The organism is Lacisediminihabitans profunda (genome assembly GCF_008040105.1).
GTDB classification, from domain to species: domain Bacteria; phylum Actinomycetota; class Actinomycetes; order Actinomycetales; family Microbacteriaceae; genus Lacisediminihabitans; species Lacisediminihabitans profunda.
The window spans coordinates 80,013-100,235 of record NZ_VRMG01000008.1; the positions used below are offsets into that span (position 1 = coordinate 80,013).

At 68.2% G+C, this 20,223-nt stretch carries 16 protein-coding genes; 4 read left to right on the top strand and 12 right to left on the bottom strand.

The window, feature by feature from the left end:
- Positions 1–222: 222 nt before the first annotated feature.
- From ligA to FVP33_RS11330, 5 genes are all read right to left on the bottom strand, one after another.
- A complete protein-coding gene (gene ligA, locus FVP33_RS11310; RefSeq protein ID WP_147783778.1) occupies positions 223–2,478 on the bottom strand; it encodes an NAD-dependent DNA ligase LigA in 2,256 nt (751 codons plus the stop codon).
- Positions 2,479–2,546: 68 nt separating this feature from the next.
- Positions 2,547–3,656, bottom strand: coding sequence for a tRNA 2-thiouridine(34) synthase MnmA (gene mnmA, locus FVP33_RS11315; protein WP_147783779.1), 1,110 nt, complete (start codon positions 3,654–3,656; stop codon positions 2,547–2,549).
- A 183-nt stretch (positions 3,657–3,839) separates the two neighbouring features.
- A complete protein-coding gene (locus FVP33_RS11320; protein WP_187270684.1) occupies positions 3,840–4,466 on the bottom strand; it encodes a DinB family protein in 627 nt (208 codons plus the stop codon).
- A gap of 40 nt (positions 4,467–4,506) precedes the next feature.
- The gene (locus FVP33_RS11325) at positions 4,507–5,049 is read right to left on the bottom strand and encodes a hypothetical protein (protein WP_147783780.1); all 543 of its coding nucleotides are present in this window, start codon (positions 5,047–5,049) and stop codon (positions 4,507–4,509) included.
- Entirely contained in the window at positions 5,042–6,208 is a 1,167-nt protein-coding gene (locus FVP33_RS11330) for a cysteine desulfurase family protein (protein ID WP_147783781.1), read from the bottom strand. The genes FVP33_RS11325 and FVP33_RS11330 overlap by 8 nt, the downstream gene beginning before the upstream one ends.
- Positions 6,209–6,284: 76 nt before the next feature.
- On the opposite strand from FVP33_RS11330, the gene glgX reads away from it, so the two are divergent.
- Positions 6,285–8,360, top strand: coding sequence for a glycogen debranching protein GlgX (gene glgX, locus FVP33_RS11335; protein ID WP_147784134.1), 2,076 nt, complete (start codon positions 6,285–6,287; stop codon positions 8,358–8,360).
- A 25-nt stretch (positions 8,361–8,385) separates the two neighbouring features.
- Positions 8,386–8,859, top strand: a complete 474-nt coding sequence (ybaK, locus tag FVP33_RS11340) for a Cys-tRNA(Pro) deacylase (RefSeq protein WP_147783782.1) — start codon at positions 8,386–8,388, stop codon at positions 8,857–8,859.
- On the opposite strand, the gene FVP33_RS11345 is transcribed toward ybaK, so the two are convergent.
- The 7 genes from FVP33_RS11345 to glgP all read right to left on the bottom strand — a co-directional run bounded on the left by FVP33_RS11345 (position 8,846) and on the right by glgP (position 15,782).
- Positions 8,846–9,628, bottom strand: coding sequence for a signal peptidase I (locus FVP33_RS11345; RefSeq protein ID WP_246142308.1), 783 nt, complete (start codon positions 9,626–9,628; stop codon positions 8,846–8,848). The genes ybaK and FVP33_RS11345 overlap by 14 nt on opposite strands.
- Positions 9,625–10,239, bottom strand: a complete 615-nt coding sequence (locus FVP33_RS19530) for a hypothetical protein (RefSeq protein WP_222706726.1) — start codon at positions 10,237–10,239, stop codon at positions 9,625–9,627. The genes FVP33_RS11345 and FVP33_RS19530 overlap by 4 nt, the downstream gene beginning before the upstream one ends.
- Before the next feature lie 152 nt (positions 10,240–10,391).
- The gene (locus FVP33_RS11350; RefSeq protein WP_147783783.1) at positions 10,392–10,856 is read right to left on the bottom strand and encodes a hypothetical protein; all 465 of its coding nucleotides are present in this window, start codon (positions 10,854–10,856) and stop codon (positions 10,392–10,394) included.
- Positions 10,856–11,416, bottom strand: coding sequence for a hypothetical protein (locus FVP33_RS11355; protein WP_147783784.1), 561 nt, complete (start codon positions 11,414–11,416; stop codon positions 10,856–10,858). Before FVP33_RS11355 ends, FVP33_RS11350 begins: the two co-directional genes overlap by 1 nt.
- Positions 11,413–12,015, bottom strand: a complete 603-nt coding sequence (locus FVP33_RS11360) for a hypothetical protein (RefSeq protein ID WP_147783785.1) — start codon at positions 12,013–12,015, stop codon at positions 11,413–11,415. The genes FVP33_RS11355 and FVP33_RS11360 overlap by 4 nt, the downstream gene beginning before the upstream one ends.
- A gap of 91 nt (positions 12,016–12,106) precedes the next feature.
- On the bottom strand, positions 12,107–12,679 hold the full coding sequence (locus tag FVP33_RS11365; protein WP_187270685.1) for an alternate-type signal peptide domain-containing protein: 573 nt from the start codon (positions 12,677–12,679) through the stop codon (positions 12,107–12,109).
- 544 nt (positions 12,680–13,223) lie between these two features.
- On the bottom strand, positions 13,224–15,782 hold the full coding sequence (gene glgP, locus FVP33_RS11370; RefSeq protein WP_147783787.1) for an alpha-glucan family phosphorylase: 2,559 nt from the start codon (positions 15,780–15,782) through the stop codon (positions 13,224–13,226).
- Between the two features lie 160 nt (positions 15,783–15,942).
- Between glgP and FVP33_RS11375 the strand changes: the two genes are divergently transcribed.
- Together FVP33_RS11375 and glgB are read left to right on the top strand one after the other, a co-directional pair.
- On the top strand, positions 15,943–17,919 hold the full coding sequence (locus FVP33_RS11375; protein ID WP_147784136.1) for an alpha-1,4-glucan--maltose-1-phosphate maltosyltransferase: 1,977 nt from the start codon (positions 15,943–15,945) through the stop codon (positions 17,917–17,919).
- Entirely contained in the window at positions 17,920–20,151 is a 2,232-nt protein-coding gene (gene glgB / locus FVP33_RS11380; protein WP_147783788.1) for a 1,4-alpha-glucan branching protein GlgB, read from the top strand. It abuts the gene before it with no gap.
- Positions 20,152–20,223 lie beyond the last annotated feature (72 nt).

Here is a 20,223-nt window from a genome sequence, read left to right on the forward strand (position 1 = left end):
TTGAGAAAAGCTGCGACGTCAAACAGCAAAGGTGGTGAATCCAATCGTTGTTCCGGCGCCGAAAACTCACCGATTGCAACGCAAAATGTACGATTACCCCCATAGTAGGGGTCAACATGCCGCCTAGCCTAGGGCTGGCCAGTCGTCAACCCCAGTGTGTCAGGCCTGCGGGGGCAAATACCAGCACTTCTGACATTTTCTCGATTGATTGGATGGCCCCCGTCAGGGCTCGAGACCCGCGGGGCCGAACTCGAGAAGTCGAGCGAATTGGCCGGCATCGATGATGCGGACCCCAAGTTCTTCCGCCTTGGTGAGCTTCGATCCGGCGCCGGGGCCGGCGGCCACGAAGTCGGTCTTCTTCGATACGCTCGACGCCGCTTTGCCACCCGCGGCGATGATCGCCTCGAGCGCACCCTCGCGGCTGAAACCCTCGAGCGAACCGGTCGCCACGACCGTCAGGCCCTGGAGCGGACCGCCGGCGGCGACCGCTGAGCCCGGTCCCGGGTGACCGGGAGTCGCGAACTGCACCCCGGCGTCCGCCCAACGCTGGATGATCTCGAGGTGCCAGTCCACCTGGAACCAATCGATGACCGCGTCGGCGATGATGCCGCCGACGCCGTCGACGGAGGCGAGCTCATCGCGGTCCGCCGCACGGATCGCCTCGATCGAGCCGAAGTACGCGGCGAGCGCCCGGGCCGCGACGGGGCCGACGTGGCGGATGCTGAGGGCGACGAGGATGCGCCAGAGGTCCTTGGTCTTCGCGAGTTCGAGCTGCTCGAGGAGCTTCGTGGCGGCGGTCGACGGCACGAATTCCTCGTCCCCCGCGAAGGGCCCGGCCGGGTCGAATGCCGGATCGGGGTTCTTGCCGCTCTTCTTGCGCTTGCGTCGATAGGGGGTCTCGACGCGGGCGGTGCCGTCGTCGTTGAGCTTGACGAGTCCGGTCTCGCTGTCCCGCACCCGTACCCGGATCGGGAAGAGGTCTTCGAGGGTGAGGGCGAAGAGCCCGGCCTCGGTGACGAGCGGAGGTTCGGCGGGGAAGTCAGGCTGGGTGAGGGCCGCCGCACCGACCTCGCCGAGGCCCTCGACATCGAGCGCCCCGCGACTGCCGACGTGTTCGACGCGCCCACGCACCTGCGCCGGGCAGCTCCTGGCGTTCGGGCAACGGAGGTCGATGTCGCCCTCCTTGGCCGGCGCAAGCTCGGTGCCGCACTCCGGGCAGTGGCTGGGCATCACGAACTCGCGTTCGGTACCTTCGCGAAGTTCGACCACCGGTCCGAGCACCTCGGGAATGACTTCCCCGGCCTTGCGCAGCACGACCGTGTCGCCGATGAGCACGCCCTTGGCCTTCACCACGTCCTGGTTGTGCAGGGTGGCCTGGCGCACGACAGAACCGGCCACGCGCACGGGTTGCATGACGGCGAAGGGAGTCACCCGCCCGGTGCGCCCGACGCTCACGACGATGTCGAGCAGCTTCGTGTTCACCTGCTCCGGCGGGTACTTGTAGGCGATCGCCCAGCGCGGTGCGCGGCTCGTGGCGCCGAGCTCCTCGTGCAGGGCCAGTTCGTCGACCTTGACGACAATGCCGTCGATCTCGTGCTCCACGCTGTCGCGGTGCTGCCCGTAGTACTCGATGAACTCCGCGGCATCCGTCGCAGTGCGGGTGACGCGGTAGTGGGTGCTCGTCGGCAGCCCCCACGTCTTCAGCAGCTCATAGGTCTCGGACTGCGACGCCACCGGGGGGTTCGCCCAGGCGCCGATGCCGTGCACGAGCATGCTCAGCCGGCTGAGCCGCTTGTACATGAGTTCGAGTCGCGCGGGAGATTTGTTCTCGGCCACCTGGCGCAGGGATCCGGATGCCGCGTTCCGCGGGTTCGCGAAGATGCGCTCGCCCGCCTCTGCCTGTTCGGTGTTGAGCGTGCGGAAGGTCGCCACCTCGAAGAAGACCTCGCCGCGCACCTCGACGAGGGGCGGATGCCCGACTCCGGAGAGACGGGCCGGGATGCTGGGGACGTAGGCGATGTTCTGCGTCACGTCCTCGCCGACGACGCCGTCGCCCCGCGTCGCCGCGCTCACCAGGGTGCCGTTCTCGTAGCGGAGGTTGATGGCGAGGCCATCGATCTTGAGCTCGCACAGGTAGTCGACCCGGCGGGCGGAGTCGCGTTCGACCTTCGCGGCCCAGGACTCGAACTCGTCGATCGAGAAGACGTTGTCGAGGCTCAGCATCGGCTCGGCGTGCCGCACGGGGTCGAACAGCGTGGTCTCGGCGCGTCCTCCCACCGTCTGGGTGGGCGAATCCTGGCTCTGCAGCTCGGGGAAGAGGCGCTCGAGTTCCTGCAGGCGGCGCAGCATGTGGTCGTACTCGTCGTCACTGACGAGCACCTCGTCGCGCTCGTAGTACGCGTCGCGCAGTTCGAGGATGCGAGTGGTGAGCGCGGCAGCCTCGGCGCCCGCCTGCTGAAGTTCGTCGTCGTTCGGCACGGCTTTAGCTTAGGCAGTACCACCGACGTGGCCAGCCCCCGGCCCTATTTCGCTCGGAAGGAACGGAGTCAGGCGACGGGAAGCGGAACCGCGGAGACGGTGCGGTCGATGGTGCACTGGCCGAGCACGCGCGTGCCGAGGTAGACCACGGCCGTCTGGCCGGTCGAGACGCCGTTGAGCGGCACGTTCGGCGTGATCACGAGGGAGCCATCCCGCACCACGGCGACCGCGGCCACCGGGTCGGCGTGCGCGCGGATCTGCACGTGGCAGTCGAACGGGGTGTGCGGGTCTGTCGGTGGGAGTCCGGCCCAGCTGAACCGGTCCCCCGAGATCTCGGCGAGGTCGAGGGCCTCCCTGGGCCCGACGACGACCTCATTGGTGGACGGTTTGACCTCGAGCACGAAGCGGGGGCGTCCGTCAGGGGAGGGGACGCCGAGGTGCAGTCCCTTGCGCTGACCGATCGTGAAGGCGAGCGCTCCGTCGTGGCTGCCCACGATAGAGCCGTCGCGCTCGCGGATCAGCCCCGCCTCGGCGCCGACCCGGTCGGCGAGCCAGCCGCGGGTGTCGCCATCCGGGATGAAGCAGATGTCGTGCGAGTCCGGCTTGGTGGCCACGCTGAAGCCGCGTTCGGCCGCCTCGGCACGCACCTCCGCCTTGCTCGGCGTCGCGCCGAGCGGGAACATGCTGTGGGCGAGTTGCTCGGCGGTGAGCACCCCGAGCACGTAGGACTGGTCCTTGGCCCAGGCGGCCGCTCGGTGCAGCTCGCGGTTGCCGTTCTCGTCGGTGAGGATCGTGGCGTAATGGCCGGTGGCCACGGCGTCGAAGCCCAGGTCGATGGCCTTCTCGAGCAGGGCGGCGAACTTGATCCGCTCGTTGCAGCGCATGCACGGGTTCGGTGTGCGGCCGGCCGTGTACTCGGCGATGAAGTCGTCGACGACGTCGAGCTTGAAGCGCTCCGAGAAGTCCCACACGTAGTAGGGGATCCCGATGATGTTGGCGGCTCGCTGCGCGTCCATCGAGTCCTCGACGGTGCAGCATCCGCGACTTCCGGTGCGCAGGGTGCCGGGCATCCTGCTGAGCGCCAGATGCACGCCGACGACCTCGTGGCCCGCCTCGACCGCGCGCGCTGCGGCCACGGCCGAATCGACACCGCCGCTCATCGCCGCCAAAACCTTCATGGTTTCGAGTCTAAGCGGGGATGTCGGTGAGGATGTCGGTGAGGGCCTTCTCGACGGTGCCGTGACGAACCAAAATGGAGGCAATGTCAAGACTGAGGCCGGCCGGCTACGCCCTCGCGTTCGACACCCGGCCCGACTCGTGGCGGCTCACGGCATGGCGCGGCACCCGCAAGCCGGTCGCCGCTAGACCGATCGCCGGTCGGCCGAACCGCCGGCCGCAGTCGCTGCCTCGAGCGCCGCCGCCTCGAGCCTCGACCGGTACTCGGCCCACTCCGCCGCCGAACGGCGGGGCAGGTTGGGATCCGCCGGCCCGTTGCCCGCCGACCCGTCCAACAGCTCCCGGAGGATGTCAGCGTGCCCGGCGTGACGGGCGATCTCCACGCAGAGGTGCACGAGGATCTGGTGCAGCGTCACATCTCGGCGCTCCTCCGGCCACCACGGCACTCTCCCTGTCGCGTCGAGCGGCAGAAGCCCGATCGTCTCGTCGCTGTGCTCCGCCGAGTAACGATAGAAGTCGACGATGTCGTCGCGCGACTCGTCGGCCGACGCCCACATGTCGGCATCCATCGGCGCGTCATCGGCCATCCACGCCGGCTGTCGCTCGGCCGGCCTGCCGAACACCAGCCCGAAGTAGCCGAGCTGCACGCTCCCCACGTGCTTGACGAGGCCGAGCAGGTTCGTGCCGGTTGGGGTCAGCGGACGCCTGGCGTCGTATTCGCCCAACCCGTCGATCTTCGCGAGCAGGTTCTCGCGCTGGGTCCGCAGGTATCTGTGCAGTGTCGCCTTCTCGTCAATCCGAAGTTCAGCCATGCCCCGACCCTGCACCACGCCGACGACATCGACAAGCCCGCTACGGCAGGTCTGGGCTCGCGAGTTGCACGACGACCACGGACTGGCCGGGAGTCGACGGGTCCCCGCTCACCACCGCGAACCATGACTCGCTGGCGAGAGTGCCGCTCGAGAGGGTGACGAGGTGCACTCCGCCGGTGTCCTTGCTCGACAGCTGCATCCATCCGGCGGCCTTGAGCTTCGTCACGATGGAGCCGGCGGTGGCGACCGGGTCGATCGAGGGCGAGAGGGTCATGGCCCGCAGCACGCCGAAGTAGCTCGGCGCCTGGGAGGTCGCGGCGACGAGCTGGTCGTGCTTGTCCACGTACACGATGGATGCCGTGGGCACGGTGGCATCGATCGCGTCGCCGAGCCGGGTGGACTCCTTTCCGGTGGTCGTCGCGTCGAAGGAATCGGGGAACACCGGCCGCAGCGGCGATGCGGCAACGGACGACGACGAGGGGGTAGGTGAGCCGGATGGCGCGGCCGCCGTCGGCGTACAGCCGGCGAGCGCGATCGCCACGCCGACCGCCGCGAGCAGGGCGAGCGGTCGGCGTTCAGGCACCGACTCGCACCTGCCGGTCGGCGAATCCCGCCCGGGAGGCCCGGCCGACCGCCTCGGGAAGCGCGGCGAGGAAGGCGTCGACGTCGTCGGTGGTCGTGGTGTGGCCCACCGTGATGCGCAGGGCGCCTCGGGCCTCCCCCTCGGTGAGCCCCAGCGCGAGGAGCACGTGCGACGGCTCGGGGATTCCCGCTCGGCACGCCGAGCCGGTGGAGACGGCGACGCCCGCGGCATCGAGCAGAAAAAGCAGGGAGTCCCCCTCGCAGCCCGGGAAGGTGAAGTGGGCGTTATTGTCGAGGCGATCGGACGGGTCGCCACGCAGCACCGCCGAGGGCACCGCCGCCAGCACTCCGGCGATGACACGGTCCCGAAGCGCGACGAGTGACGGGGCCGGATGCCGGGCCGCGACCCCGAACGCGATGGCCGCCGGCGCATCCTGGGTGCCCGATCGCACGTCGCGCTGCTGGCCGCCACCGTGGATGAGCGGCACGACGGCCGCGCGCCGCGCCAGCACGAGAGCCCCGATGCCGAGCGGGCCGCCGATCTTGTGGGCCGAGACCGAGAGCGCGGCGAGGCCGGTGGAGGCGAAGTCGATGGGCACGTGGCGATAGGCGGAGATGGCGTCGGCGTGCACGGGCACGCCGCGCGCGGCCGCGAGCGCCACGGCCTCCGCCACGGGCTGGATCGTGCCGACCTCGTTGTTCGCCCACAGCAGGGTGAGCAGGGCGATGTCGTCGTGGTCGTCCAGCGCGGCGGCGAGCGACTCGAGAGAGAGGCGCCCGTTCGCGTCGAGCGGGAGCCACTCGACCACCGCCCCCTCGTAGCGCTCGAGCCACTCGACCGTGTCGATCGTGGCGTGGTGCTCGCCGCGCGGAACCAGGATGCGTCGCAGCCCGGGCGACGACTCCCGCCTGGCCCACCACAGTCCCTTCACCGCGAGGTTCACCGATTCGGTTCCACCCGAGGTGAAGACGATCTCGATCGGATCGCAGCCCAGGGATTCGGCGACCCGTTCGCGCGCCTCCTCCAGCATCCGCTTGGCATTCTGACCAGGGGTGTGGATGGATGACGGGTTGCCGACAACGCCGAGGGCCGCGGTGTACGCCGCGATCGCCTCGGGAAGCATCGGGGTCGTCGCCGCGTGATCGAGATAGACGGTCACATTCGCTCCTTACACGTCCGTAACAAGTGTGACTCACGCGTTCATTACTCTAGAACTCGTGCCTGTGATTGATCCGATGCCCGTGAACGTTCCCGGGGCCACGCTCGACCCGGAGCCCCTCGCCGATCCGCTGCGCGACCTGGGAGTGCGCTCGACCCCGGAGGGCGGAGAGATTCGCGTCTGGTCGGCGAACGCGACCTCGATCGAGCTCGCCCTGGTCAGCGACAAGGACCCGAATTGGGCCTCGGAGACCGTCTCGTTGACCAGGGACGATCACGACGTCTGGTCCGGGGTCTCCCCGAACCTCGTGGCCGGCACGCGGTACTCGCTGCGGGCGGCCGGGCCGAAGGGACCGGTGCACGCGTTCGATCCGTCGCTCCAGCTCATCGACCCCTACGCCAGGGGGCTCGCCAGGACCCCGAACGGCGAGTGGCGCTGCTACGTGCAGGACGATGCATTCGATTGGGCCGGCAGCACCAAGCCGGCGATTCCCCTCGACCACACGGTGCTCTATGAGGCGCACGCGCGGGGCCTCTCCAAGCTCAACCCGGCCGTGCCGGAGGAGCTGCGCGGCACCTACGCGGGCCTCGCCCACGAGACGGCCATCAACTACCTCAAGGATCTCGGCGTCACGACGGTGCAGCTGCTGCCGGTGCAGCAGTTCGTGAGCGAACAGCGGCTGATCAAGCAGGGCCTCACCAACTACTGGGGCTACAACACGCTCAACTTCTTCACCCCGCACGCGGCGTACGCGAGCCGCGAGGCGCAGTTCGGCGGAACCGGCGCCGTGCTCCGAGAGTTCAAGGGCATGGTGAAGCTGCTGCACGAGGCCGGCCTCGAGGTGATCCTCGACGTCGTCTACAACCACACCTCGGAGGAGGGGCGCGGCGGCCCGACAACCTCTCTGCGCGGCCTCGACAATGCCTTGTACTACCGCCAGGACGCCAAGGGCAGGTACATCGACGTCACGGGATGCGGCAACACCGTCAACTTCGCCCTGCCGGCGGCGCAGCGCCTCGTGCTGGACAGCCTGCGGTATTGGGCGAACGAGGTGCAGATCGACGGCTTCCGGTTCGACCTCGCGGCCACCCTGGGACGCGACTCCGACGTCAATTTCGACCGGAATCATCCGCTCCTCGAGGCGATCGTCAGCGACCCCCAGCTCGCCGGCGTGAAGATGATCGCCGAGCCGTGGGACGTGGGGATGGGCGGCTGGCAGGTCGGCAACTTCCCCGATGGCTGGTCGGAGTGGAACGACGACTACCGCGACCGTGCGCGCAACTTCTGGCTTTCCGACATCGCCGCCGCCCGGGCCACCGGCAGCGCACCGATCGGCATCGGCCAGCTCGCCTCGAAGCTCTCCGGGTCAGCCGGCGTTTTCTCGCAGGAACGCGGACCGCTCGCGTCCGTGAACTTCGTCACCGCTCACGACGGGTTCACTCTCGCCGACCTCACGGCGTACAACCAGAAGCACAACCTCGGCAACGGCGAAAACAACCGAGACGGCACGGACAACAACCACTCGTTCAACTACGGCGTGGAGGGACCGTCCCACGACGCGGTCATCCTCGCTGCACGGGAGAAGGCGATCCGCAACCTGCTCGGGACGCTCCTGCTCTCGGCCGGGCTGCCGATGATCACGGCCGGCGACGAGTTCGGCAGGAGCCAGCGAGGCAACAACAACGCCTACTGCCACGACAGCGAGCTCACCTGGCTGCCGTGGGAGCACGAGGACTGGCAGGACGAACTGCTTCAGGTGTCGCAGAAACTCCTGCGATTGCGCCGCGAGAACCCGGCGCTGCGGCCGGTGCGGTTCGGCATCTTCGGCGAGACTGTGCCCTCCGCCACCCAGATGGACTGGTTCAACAAGGAGGGTGCGTCGATGTCGATCGAGGACTGGGACTCCCCCCAGGAGCGCACCCTGCAATACCTCGCGGCGTCGACGCCCGAGTTCGAGGAGTTCAACCGCATCCTGCTGATCGTGCACGGGCTGGAAGCGGAGGAGACCGTCTGCCTGCCGGAGCACGAGGGAGTCACGTCCTACGAACTGCTCTGGAACAGCGCCGACGACTCGGCGGCCAGCGAGGTGCACGCGCCGGGCACGGCCCTCACTCTCGCGCCGGCCTCGATGCAGCTCTTCCGGGCGCACTGATGCGAACGCGGCGGGAGCGCTAGCCGTGGCCGGCACCCCGGCCACCGTCGCGCTCGCGGCCCTCGGCATCCCCTTCACGACCCACGAGTATTCGCACGACCCGGCGGCGGCGTCGTTCGGTCTCGAGGCGGCCGAGGCTCTCGGCGTGCAGCCCGACCGGGTGTTCAAGACCCTCCTGGCCGAGGCCGACGGAGCGCTCGTGGTCGGCATCGTGCCGGTCGTGGGCAAGCTCGACCTCAAGGCGCTGAGCTCGGCGATAGGCGCCAAGCGGGCGACGATGGCGGATGCCGCGGTCGCGGAACGCAAGACCGGCTACGTCGTGGGCGGCATCAGCCCGATCGGGCAGAAGACCCGTCTCACGATGGTGCTCGACGAGACCGCCGAACTCTTCGACACGGTGTTCGTCTCGGGTGGACGTCGCGGGTTCGAGCTCGAGCTCTCCCCCGCCGACCTCGTGGCCGCGACCGGCGCCCTCCTCGCGGCGATCAGTCGCGACTGAGCCGGTCACCCCGGCCGGAGCCGCCGGTGATGAGCAGATAGGCGGCGGCGCCGAGAAGAAGCCCGACGGCGACCGGCGCCAGGAACCGCGCCGGCGACGCCGGGTGACGCGTGGCCGGCGTCACGACGGGAGTCTCGTCGACCGGGGGCGTGAGACCGGCCTCCGCGCCCGGGACATCGACCGGAGCATCGTCGCGCTCGCGGCGACGACCCCGCACGGCGCCGACGATCCCACTGGCGAACATGTAGGCGGCGAAGAGGAACAGGAGACCCGCGAGCACCGGCACGATGACGGCCCTGGCGTCGCCGTTAAGCCAGAGGCTCAGGTAGCCGATGAGGGGGATGCTGTACCACAGTCGGCCCACGATCTGCACCTCCCTGACCGGATCGGCATCGGCGACGGCGTTGTTGTCGCCCTTGAAGGTGAACGAGCGCGTTCCGCTCGGCGTGAAGTCGATCGCGATCACCCGGTGGGTGATGACATCGGGTTTGCCCGACTCGATCTGATAGGTGACGACGTCTCCCACGGCGACCTGGTCCGGCTTGACCGGCCGCACCACGATGAGGGTGCCGGGCGGAAGGACGGGCTCCATCGACTGGGTCAGCACGGTGCGTGGGATCGCCCCGGCGACCTTCGGGAGCACGATCAGAACCGTCCCGGCCCCGACCACGAGCAGCAGCACGGCCAGACTCAGCGCCGTGCGCAGGAAGAACCACAGGCTTCGTTCGGGCGCCGTCTGGAGGGTCGCGGAGGTCGGGCTGTCCTTCACTCGCCCGGCTCCCTCGTGCGGCGTCGCACCACCAGCAGCAGGAATCCGATGCCGAGGAGTCCGCCGCCGACCAGGAGCGGCACGGCGGGGTTGGCCCCCGTGAAAGCCAACGCACCGCTGATCGCGAGGGCCACCGGGCCCGCGGCATCCGCCGGGCTCGCCGGCCTCGGGCCGGGCGACGACACCAGGGTGCCGGGATCGCAGGCCGACAGCGCCTCGATGCGGCTCCCCTGCGTCACGGTGAGCAACACGTTGAAACCGCCGGTTCCCGCCTGGGCGACTTTGGAACCGACGTCGAGCATCCTGAGGGTGAGGGTGATCCGCGCGCTTCCGCTCGCCTGCACGATGGACTGCGGCGCGAGCGTCGAACAGTTCGCGAGGGACGCGAGCGTCACCGCGGCGGGAAGGGAGACCGATCCCGCTGCGCCGTCCACCGTGATGGACCTGCCCACCTCGCCGGACGATTCCCACACGTTGATGGCGCGCACGGAGAGAGTCACCGGCTCGGAGAGCGGGTTGTGCACCCACACCGCCTTCGAGACGATGTCGCCGGGAACGGCGCCCTGGAACTCGTCGAAGAGGCCGCCCGGGAGCGTCGTGGACCAGACCACTCCATCCCGGCTAAGCAGAATCGGGGTAGAGTCGGCGGCCTGCGCCGGCACGGCCGGCACCGTCAAAACGGCGGCAATCGCTGCGATGGACGTCGCGACCAGATTCACGCGCCCACGGCGTGACCATCGTTGCCCGAGACCGTGAACGCTCATCAGAAGTCCGGACTGCACTGCGGAGACAGCAGGCCATTGTTGCTGAGAACGAACGGGTAGATCGCGGGAGCCGTCGACGTTGAGCCGTTCGAATACCTGACGGTCACCCGAACCGTGGAGTTGCCGGCGAGGCCCTGACCGGCCAGGGTGGCGACGGGCGTGGCGCTCGATGACGTCGTGATCGCCGTGCCGTTGTTATAGAACCACTCGATCAGGTAGCTCGAGAAGGCGCTGCCGTTGAAGGTGGGCGGTGCGGCCGACCAGGTGAGGAGCGCGTTCTTCTTCGACTTGTCGGTCACGCAGGAGACGAAGGTCGCCGTAGGGACGGTCGGGGCCGACTGGGTGAAGCTCGCGCTGCCGGATGCCGTCCAGGCCGCGAGGGCCGATGGCGCGGCGAAAGAGAGGATGGACGCCGCAACGACGGATGCCGCGGCCGTGATGAGTGCCTGTCGCGAGAAGCGCATCAGATGCTCGATCCGGAAAAGGTGAGAACGGTCGCGACGGTCTGGCCGCCGAGGGATGGAGCTGCGGCCTTGACCGTGGTCCGCACGCACAGCACTTCGCTTGCCGCCGCCGCGAGGGGGCGGTTCGTGCCGAGCACCGCGGCAGCCGCGCCGAGGTTGCCAGCCCACGATGTGGCGCCGACGGCGGCGGCAGTCGTGCAGTTCGAGGCTGCGACGCTGACCCACACGACATAGTCGATGTTGGCGCCGATCACCGCGGTCGAGGGCGTCAGCGTGTTCGCCATCGAAGTCGTGTAGGTGAGGGGAAGGGTGCCGGAGTTGGTGACGGTGACGGAGGTGGTCGCGGTCGCGCCCGGCCCGACCTGCGCATTGGTGAGGCCCGCCAGGGAGGCGGAGGCGACACCGTTCGCGGTGATGCCGACCGTGCCAGCGGCGACCACCGCATTCGTCGACGCCCCGACACTCCACAGGGCGAAGCTGACGCCGGTACTCGAGCCGATGATGAAGACCACGATGCCGACCAGGATCGCCGCCTTGCGGCCCTTGGTCAGCACCCTCATGGCCGCCTCTGGAGCGCGGTGACGTTGATCGTGAAGGTCGTCGAGCCGCCCTGGGCGATCGCCGGCGCCGTCGGGGAGAGCCCCAGCTCGAGGCACAGAGCCTTGCTCGTGCCGGCCCCCATGAGCGAGGGAGAACCGGAGGTCGTGAATGCGCCAAGCGGTGCGGACACGCCGCCAGTGAGCCCGCCGACGCAGGCTCCCGTCGTGGCAACCGGCGTGGCGGTGAGAGTGAGTGACGCCGCAAGGCCGTTCGTGTTTGTCACGATTCCGACGGACGAGAGAGTGACAGCGATCGGCGTCGTGCCCGTGTCGGCGATCGTGATCGGCGTGACCACCGAGTGTCCGGGAGCGAGCAGAGCGGCGTTGAACCCGACTAGCGAGTAGCTCGTGACGCCGTTGACCGTGACCCCGATGCTCCCGGTCGAGACCGTCGAGCCGTCGATGTGGGCAGCGCCATTCCAGAGGGCGTATGTGCCGCTCGTGGCCAGCAGCGACAGGGTGAGGACCGCGACGAGGAAGGCGATGCTGTTGGCGATGGAACGCGTCTTGGAGGCTGGCTCCCGCGCACCATCCGCTCCGCTGCGGGACTTCTTCCTCATGGTCATCACCTCCTGCCTTGTGCCAGTTCGGGTCGTTGTCACTGCTGGGGCGGGTGCGACGGGTCGGATCCCCGGCGCACCCGCCGATCCGTTACGGACGGATCTGAGCGAGCGTGAAGGCGAGCTTCGAGAGGTCCGCGGCTGAGGCCACCGACTGACCGGTCGTGCCGGTCGTGTCGAGGAATTCGACCGTGAAGGTCACGTCGACCGTCGTCGTCGCATCCGACCCTGGTGTGATCGTGTAGGTGTTCGCACCATTCGCGGTGACCGCGGCGGAGCCGGCCGTCACGACCGGGGTAGCAGTCAGGTTGTAGTTGAGCACGCTCGCGAGCGCCGAGTCGGTCGTCACCGAGGCCGGATCGAAGCCGAAGCTCGCCTTGAGGTTCTTGCCCGTGGTCGAGAGGACGACCTTCTGGGTGAGCTTGACCTTGTCGCCGGGAACGATCTTCTGCGTTGCCGGGTCAAAGGTGGTGCCGTTGGCTACGCCCGGCGAGATGTCTGTCCACGTGGCCGTGCCCGACTTGGCGATGGCGAGTGTGCCGGTGGCGATGGTTCCGCCGCTCACGACTGCCGCGTCGTTCCAGAGCGCGAAGGTACCCGCGCCGCCGAGGAGGAGGGCGACACCGGCTGCACCGGCGATTGCGCCTTTGAGGAGCTTGTTCATGATGATTCCTTTCGCGACAACTGCTGAGCGATGTCGGGTCATTGCAGTCCGCTGATCGGAATGCGAGTCGAGCTGGGGCGCCGCTGGTGCGGCCTCGCCCGTCCCTGGGCGCAGTGGGTGAGCGCTCCGGCTGCACCGTCGTACTGGCTTGTGGTGGTTCCCCTGGTCGGCCGGCTTCGTGGGTATTGGCCGAGCGTGAAAACTTCCCCCAGACGAATCCTCATACGGACAGACACACTTGTCTATCCTCTATTTGTCCCCAGTGCGAGGCACACCGATATACCGGTCTCGCTGCCCAAATCGGCGTCAAGACGTCAATCAACTACGGAATGCGTAGTTGAGGTGGCAATCTACAACGCAATTCGCAGACTTAAGAGGCGTGACGTTCCCAAGTGGGGTACATCAAAATCGGGGTACAGCAACCCGTCGAGGCGGGTCCGTCTACCGGGGTACACCGAGGGGACACCCGAGGCCTGCCGAGGCGCAGAAGAGCGAAAAGGCCCGCCCCGCGCCTGAGCGCGAGACGGGCCGGAGAGGTCGAGCTCTAGTTGGCGACCGTGATCAGTCCAAGCTCCGCCGGACTGGCGAGCAACGGATGCCGCGGCACCACGCGCACGTTGTAGCCGAAGCTTCCCGCCCGCGACAGCACCACGGTGCCGGCGAACTGCACGGGATTGCCGGTGCCCTTCGTCGCGACGAGCTCGACCCGTTCCGGGTTCTCCAACTGGTCACCCTCGCGGGCGCGACCGTAGACGACCTCCACGGCCACATCGTCCGGGCTGAGCCCGTCGATGTTGACGTGCGCCCGCACGTGCAGCTCGTCGCCCACCTGGGGCACGGCATCCACGCCCCCGGACTCCACGTGCGACACCGAGATGCGCGGCCAGGCGGCCGTCACCTTCGTCTTCCACTCGGCGAGCGCGCGCGCGGGCGCGAAAGCGTCGGCCGAGATCGTGCGGGCCGCCGCGGCGGCCGGCAGGTACAGGCGCTCCACGTATTCGCGCACCATGCGGTCGGCGGACAGCTCCGGCGAGAGCGTGGCGAGCGTGTGGCGGATCGCCTCCACCCACCGCACCGGCACGCCGTCGGCGTTGCGGTCGTAGAACCGCGGCGCGATCTGATGTTCGATGAGGTCGTAGAGCGAGTCCGCCTCGAGCTTGTCCCGCTCGGCGGCGTCCCCGGCCGAATCGGCGCTCGGGATGGCCCAGCCGTTCTCCTGGTCGTAGAACTCGGCCCACCAGCCGTCGAGAATCGACAGGTTGAGGGAGCCGTTGAGGGCCGCCTTCATGCCGGATGTGCCGCAGGCCTCGAGCGGGCGCAGCGGGTTGTTGAGCCACACGTCCGTTCCCGGATAGAGCAACTGCGCCATCCCGATGTCGTAGTTGGGCAGGAACACCATGCGCTTGCGCACATCAGGCTCCTGGGCGAACTCCACGAGACGCTGGATGAGCCGCTTTCCCTCGTCGTCCGCGGGGTGCGACTTGCCCGCGATAACGATCTGCACCGGGCGCTGCGGATCGAGCAGGATCGAGCGGAGCCGCTCCGGGTCGTGAAGCATGAGGGTGAGCCGCTTGTAGGTGGGCACGCGCCGCGCGAACCCGATCGTCAGCACCTCCGGGTCGAGCATGTCCGCCACCCACGCCGGATCGCCGACACCGGGGTTGTGCACGCCCCACGCCTTGGCCACCCGGTGCCGCGCGTCCTTCACGAGCTGCGCCCGCATTCCGTTGCGTACCCTCCACAGGTCGCCGTCGCCGACCGCGGGCGACGACCAATCGGCAAGAGTCGTGTCCGACGTGCCGAGCTTCTCCTCGGCGAGCGCCACGAGCGACGGGTCGGTCCAGGTGGGCGCGTGCACGCCGTTCGTCACCGACGTGATGGGCACATCGACGTTGTCGAAACCGGGCCAGAGCGCCCCGAACATGCCGCGACTCACCTCTCCGTGCAGCCGGGACACCCCGTTCGCACGCTGGCCGAGGCGCAGTCCCATCACGGCCATGTTGAACGTGTTGGGGGTTCCGCCGTCGTAGTTCTCCGCGCCGAGGGCCAGGACATCGCCCACGTCGACTCCCGGCAGCAGGTCGGTGGAGAAGTACTGCTCGATGAGCGCGGAGTCGAAGCGGTCGATTCCGGCCGGCACCGGCGTGTGGGTGGTGAAGACCGTGCCGGCCCGCACCACCTGGAGCGCCTCGCTGAACGACAGCCCGTCGCCGATGAGGTCGCTGATGCGCTCGAGCCCAAGGAAGCCGGCGTGCCCCTCGTTGGTGTGGAAAAGCTCGGGAACCTCTGCGTCGGTGAGCTCGGAGAGCAGCTTGATGGCGCGCACTCCCCCGATCCCGAGAAGGAGTTCCTGCAGCAGGCGATGTTCGCCGCCGCCGCCGTACAGGCGATCGGTGACCGAGCGCATCGCGTCGTCGTTCTCCGGGATGTCCGTGTCGAGCAGCAGGAGCGGGATGCGGCCGACCGCAACCTGCCAGATGCGCGCGTACAGGGCGCCGCCGCCGGGGAGCGCGAGCGCCACCTGGGCTGCCGTGCCGTCCGGATGACGGAGCACCGACAGGGGCAGGCCGTCCGGGTCGAGAACGGGGTAGGCCTCCTCCTGCCAGCCATCGGGGGAGATCGACTGGGCGAAGTAGCCCGACCGGTAGAACAGTCCGACGCCGATGATGGGCACTCCGAGGTCGGAGGCGCTCTTGAGGTGGTCGCCGGCAAGGATGCCGAGACCTCCTGAGTACTGCGGAAGTGCGGCCGCGATGCCGAATTCCGGGGAGAAGTAGCCGATCGCCTTCGGCGCATCGCTCGAACAGGACTGCTGGTACCAGCGCGGTTCGCCGAGATACCGGTGGAGGTCGTCGCGCAGGGCGTTCGCCCGCGCCACGAATTCGCCGTTCACCGCGAGCTCGGCCAGCCGATCCGGTTCGATCTCGCCGAGTAGGGCTATCGGGTCGTGTCCGCTCGACTCCCACGTTTCTGGCGAGATGAATTCGAAAAGTTCCCGGGTGGGAAGGTGCCAGGACCAACGGAGGTTTGTCGCGAGCTCCTCGAGGGCGCCGAGCGAATCGGGCAGAACGGTGCGGACGGTAAATCGACGGATAGCCTTCACCGTTACACCCTAAGGGAGCCAACCAACCGATGGATCACGTTGTTTCAATCGATCCACCCGTGACCGGAACTCTGGGGACGCGGGGGCCACTCGTCAAGGGGGAGCGATTTCGTTGCCAAGACGCTACGGTCAGAGTGTGACAGTGGCATACGAACCGAAGATGGGCCGAATCCCGATCAGGGCACTCTCCCCGCAACAGCCCGAGAACAATTGGCCGGCGAAGGCCTTCGTCGGCGAAGTCGTTCCGTTCGAGGCCACCGTGTTCAAGGAGGGCCACGACGTTCTCGGCGTCGACCTCCTGCTCACCGGCCCGGACGGGGTGCAGTCGAAACACCGCATGGTTGAGGTCGGCAAGGGGCTCGACCGGTGGCAGGCCCACGCCCTTCTCGATGTTCAGGGCACCTGGGTCTACCGCGTGCAGGCCTGGAACGACGAGTGGGCCACCTGGCTGCACAACGCCGAGATCAAGGTGCCGGCCGGCATCGACGTGTCTCTCATGCTCCTCATGGGGAGCCGGCTCCTCGCCCGCGCGGCGAAGGCCGACCCAGAGAACAAGGTGCTCAAGGATGCCGCGAAGGTGATCGCCAGCAAGAGCGTCGCCCCGCTCCTGCGCCTCGCCGCCGCGACGGATCCGCGAGTCACCGAGGAGATCGAGAAGCAACCGCTCGCCACCCTCGTCACCAAGAGCGCACCGCTCGAGGTGCGCGTCGAACGGACCCGCGCCGGCGCCGGGAGCTGGTACGAATTCTTCCCCCGCTCCGAGGGCGCCAAGAAGGCCAAGAACGGCACCTGGACCAGCGGCACCTTCCGCACCGCCGCCCGGCGGCTCCCGGCAGTGGCCGGCATGGGCTTCGACGTGATCTACCTGCCGCCCATCCACCCCATCGGCGTGAGCTTCCGCAAGGGACCGAACAACACCCTCAACCCCACGCCGGCCGACCCGGGTTCCCCCTGGGCGATCGGATCGAAGGAGGGCGGGCACGACGCCATCCATCCCGACCTCGGCACGGTGGTCGACTTCACCACCTTCGTCGACACGGCCAGGAAGAGCGGCCTCGAGGTGGCGATCGACCTCGCTCTGCAGTGCTCCCCCGACCACCCGTGGGTCACCGAGCATCCCGAGTGGTTCACGACCCTGCCCGACGGCACTATCGCGTACGCGGAGAACCCACCCAAGAAGTACCAGGACATCTACCCGCTCAACTTCGACAACGACCCGATCGGCATCCGCGAGGAGGTGCTGCGGATCGTCAAGCACTGGATCGGGCTCGGCGTCAGCATCTTCCGCGTGGACAACCCGCACACGAAGCCGCTGCAGTTCTGGGAATGGCTCCTGCACGAGGTCAACACCGAGTTTCCGGATGTCGTGTTCCTCGCCGAGGCGTTCACCCGGCCGGCGATGATGTACTCGCTCGGGCAGGTCGGCTTCCAGCAGTCGTACACCTACTTCACCTGGCGCAACACGAAGCTCGAGCTCGAGGAGTTCCTCACCGGCCTCTCGCACGAACTCTCGGATTTCTTCCGGCCGAACCTCTTCGTGAACACCCCGGACATCCTCACCGAATACCTTCAGTTCGGCGGCCCGGCCGCGTACAAGATCCGCGCGGCGATCGCCGCGACGGCTTCCCCGTCCTGGGGCGTGTACGCGGGGTATGAGCTCTACGAGAACGTCGCGCGGCCGGGCTCGGAAGAGAACATCGACAACGAGAAGTACGAGTACAAGTCCCGAGACTTCGCGAAGGCCGAGGCGGAGGGCCATTCGCTCGCCCCCTACATCACCCGGCTCAATACGATCAGGGCCGAGCATCCGGCGCTTCGCCAGCTGCGCAACCTCGACGTGCACTGGAGCGATGACGACTCGATCCTCGTCTACAGCAAGTACCTCGACGGCCGCTTCACGCGCTCCGGCCGGGGGGACGCGCTCATCATCGTGGCGAACGTCGACCCGCACTCGGTGCGCGAGACGACGGTGCACCTCGATCCGACCCGTTTCGGCCTCGAGCCCGGGGAGGAATTCGAGGTGACGGATCTCATCACGAAACAGAAGTTCAGTTGGGGCACAGACAACTACGTCAGGCTCGATGCCTTCACCGAACCGGTGCATATCCTGCGAGTCGAACTCCCGAGAGGCAAGTAAATGGCCAAGGACGTCGACAAGAAGTCGCCCAAGATCACCGCTCCAGCGACGGCGAAGGCGAAGTCCGCGGCGTCCACGCTGCCCGAGCTGCACCCGGGCCTCGTGCGCGCCCTGGTGGATGCGGTGCACCCGCAGCCCCACGCGACCCTCGGCCAGCATCCGGTCGACGGCGGATTCGTGATCCGCACCGTGCGGCCGCTCGCCGAGGCGGTCACCGCGATCCGCGCCGACGGCTCCCGGGTGCCGCTCGAGCATCTCGCCGACGGTCTCTGGCAGGGACTGGCTCCCGGTGAGGGGCAGGCGTACACGCTCGAGACGAAATACGCGAACGGACCGGACTGGATCACCGACGACCCCTACCGGTTTGTGCCCTCGGTGGGCGACGTGGACCTCTACCTGTGGGGCCAGGGCCGCCACGAGCAGCTCTGGCAGGTCTTCGGGGCGCACTTCCGTCCGCACGAGGACATCGAGGGGACCAGCTTCTCGGTCTGGGCCCCGCACGCCACGGCCGCGCGGGTGCTCGGTGACTTCAACGGCTGGAATGGCGTCGGCCACGCCATGCGCCGACTCGACGACAACGGTGTCTGGGAACTCTTCGTTCCCGGGCTCACCCCGGGCACCGCCTACAAGTTCGAGCTGCGCACCGCCCAGGGCAACTGGGTGACCCGCGCCGACCCGATGGCCCGCTACACCGAGGTGCCGCCGGCGACGGCGTCCAAGGTCGGACAGACTCTCTTCGAGTGGAGCGACGGCGACTGGCTGTCGGCCCGCGGCGCCCGCGACCCGCACAACTCGCCGCTGAGCGTCTACGAGATCCACCTCGGTTCCTGGCGGCCGGGACTCGGCTACCGCGCACTCGCCGACGAGCTCATCGACTACATCCACGAGACCGGCTTCACCCACGTGGAGTTCATGCCGCTCGCCGAGCACCCGTTCGGCGGGTCGTGGGGCTACCAGGTGACCGGGTACTTCGCCCCGACCAGCCGCTTCGGGCATCCCGACGACCTCCGTTACCTGATCGACCGCCTGCACAACGCCGACATCGGCGTGATCATGGACTGGGTTCCCGCCCACTTCCCCAAGGACGAGTGGGCGCTCGCCAACTTCGACGGCCAGCCCCTCTACGAGCACTCCGATCCGCGCCGCGGCGAGCAGCCGGACTGGGGAACGCTCGTCTTCAACTTCGGCGATTCGCACGTGCGCAACTTCCTCGTGGCGAACGCGCTCTACTGGCTCGAGGACTTCCACATCGACGGCCTCCGCGTCGACGCCGTCGCCTCCATGCTCTACCTCGACTACTCGCGCGAGGAGGGCCAGTGGGAGCCGAACAAGTTCGGCGGCCGGGAGAACCTCGAGGCGATCGGCTTCCTGCAGGAGGTCAACGCCACGGCATACAAGCGCAATCCGGGCATCCTGATGATCGCGGAGGAGTCGACGGCGTGGCCGGGTGTCACGAAGCCGACCGACGCACCGGGTCTCGGGTTCGGCCTCAAGTGGAACATGGGCTGGATGCACGACAGCCTCGCGTACATGGAGGAAGACCCCATGTACCGCTCGTATCACCACAACGAGATCACCTTCAGCATGGTCTACGCGTACACCGAGAACTTCCTGCTGCCGATCAGCCACGACGAGGTCGTGCACGGCAAGGGGTCGCTGTTGCACAAGATGCCGGGCGACCAGTGGCAGAAGCTCGCGAACCTGCGCGCCTACCTCGCCTTCATGTGGGCGCACCCCGGCAAGCAGCTGCTGTTCATGGGCCAGGAGTTCGGGCAGCCGAGCGAGTGGTCCGAGCAGCGCGGGCTCGACTGGTGGATCCTCGACCAGCCGGTGCACCGCGGGCTGCTCACCATGGTGGGGCACCTCAACCGGGTGTACCGCGAGCAGCCGGCCCTGTGGTCACGCGACAACGACCCGGGCGGGTTCGAGTGGCTCGACGCGAGCGACGCGGCCCACAACGTGGTGTCGTTCCTGCGCTGGGACAACGACGGCAATCCGATCGCCATCCTGATGAACTTCTCCGGGAATCCGGTCGGCCCCTATCGGGTCGGCCTGCCGTTCGCCGGCGAGTGGGAGGAGATCCTCAACACGGACGCCTCGGAGTACGGCGGATCCGGCGTGGGCAACTATGGCTCGGTCACCGCGGTCGAGCAGTCCTGGGCCGGGCGTCCGGCCTCGGTGGAACTCACCCTGCCCCCGCTGGCCGGCCTCTGGCTCAAGCTCAAGCGCTAGGCGCCGCTCCCCCGCGCCCGTCGCCCCCCTCTTCCCCTTCCGAAATCCATGCATTCCTGCTCGACACGCCGT

What these genes read in the sequence shown, in the direction of transcription:
- mnmA (WP_147783779.1), bottom strand. Translation starts at nt 3,656, where the DNA reads ATGAAGGTTTTGGCGGCGATGAGCGGCGGTGTCGATTCGGCCGTGGCC.
- FVP33_RS11320 (WP_187270684.1), bottom strand. Translation starts at nt 4,466, where the DNA reads ATGGCTGAACTTCGGATTGACGAGAAGGCGACACTGCACAGATACCTG.
- glgX (WP_147784134.1), top strand. Translation starts at nt 6,285, where the DNA reads ATGCCCGTGAACGTTCCCGGGGCCACGCTCGACCCGGAGCCCCTCGCC.
- FVP33_RS11350 (WP_147783783.1), bottom strand. Translation starts at nt 10,856, where the DNA reads ATGCGCTTCTCGCGACAGGCACTCATCACGGCCGCGGCATCCGTCGTT.
- FVP33_RS11355 (WP_147783784.1), bottom strand. Translation starts at nt 11,416, where the DNA reads ATGAGGGTGCTGACCAAGGGCCGCAAGGCGGCGATCCTGGTCGGCATC.
- FVP33_RS11360 (WP_147783785.1), bottom strand. Translation starts at nt 12,015, where the DNA reads ATGAGGAAGAAGTCCCGCAGCGGAGCGGATGGTGCGCGGGAGCCAGCC.
- FVP33_RS11365 (WP_187270685.1), bottom strand. Translation starts at nt 12,679, where the DNA reads ATGAACAAGCTCCTCAAAGGCGCAATCGCCGGTGCAGCCGGTGTCGCC.
- FVP33_RS11375 (WP_147784136.1), top strand. Translation starts at nt 15,943, where the DNA reads ATGGGCCGAATCCCGATCAGGGCACTCTCCCCGCAACAGCCCGAGAAC.
- glgB (WP_147783788.1), top strand. Translation starts at nt 17,920, where the DNA reads ATGGCCAAGGACGTCGACAAGAAGTCGCCCAAGATCACCGCTCCAGCG.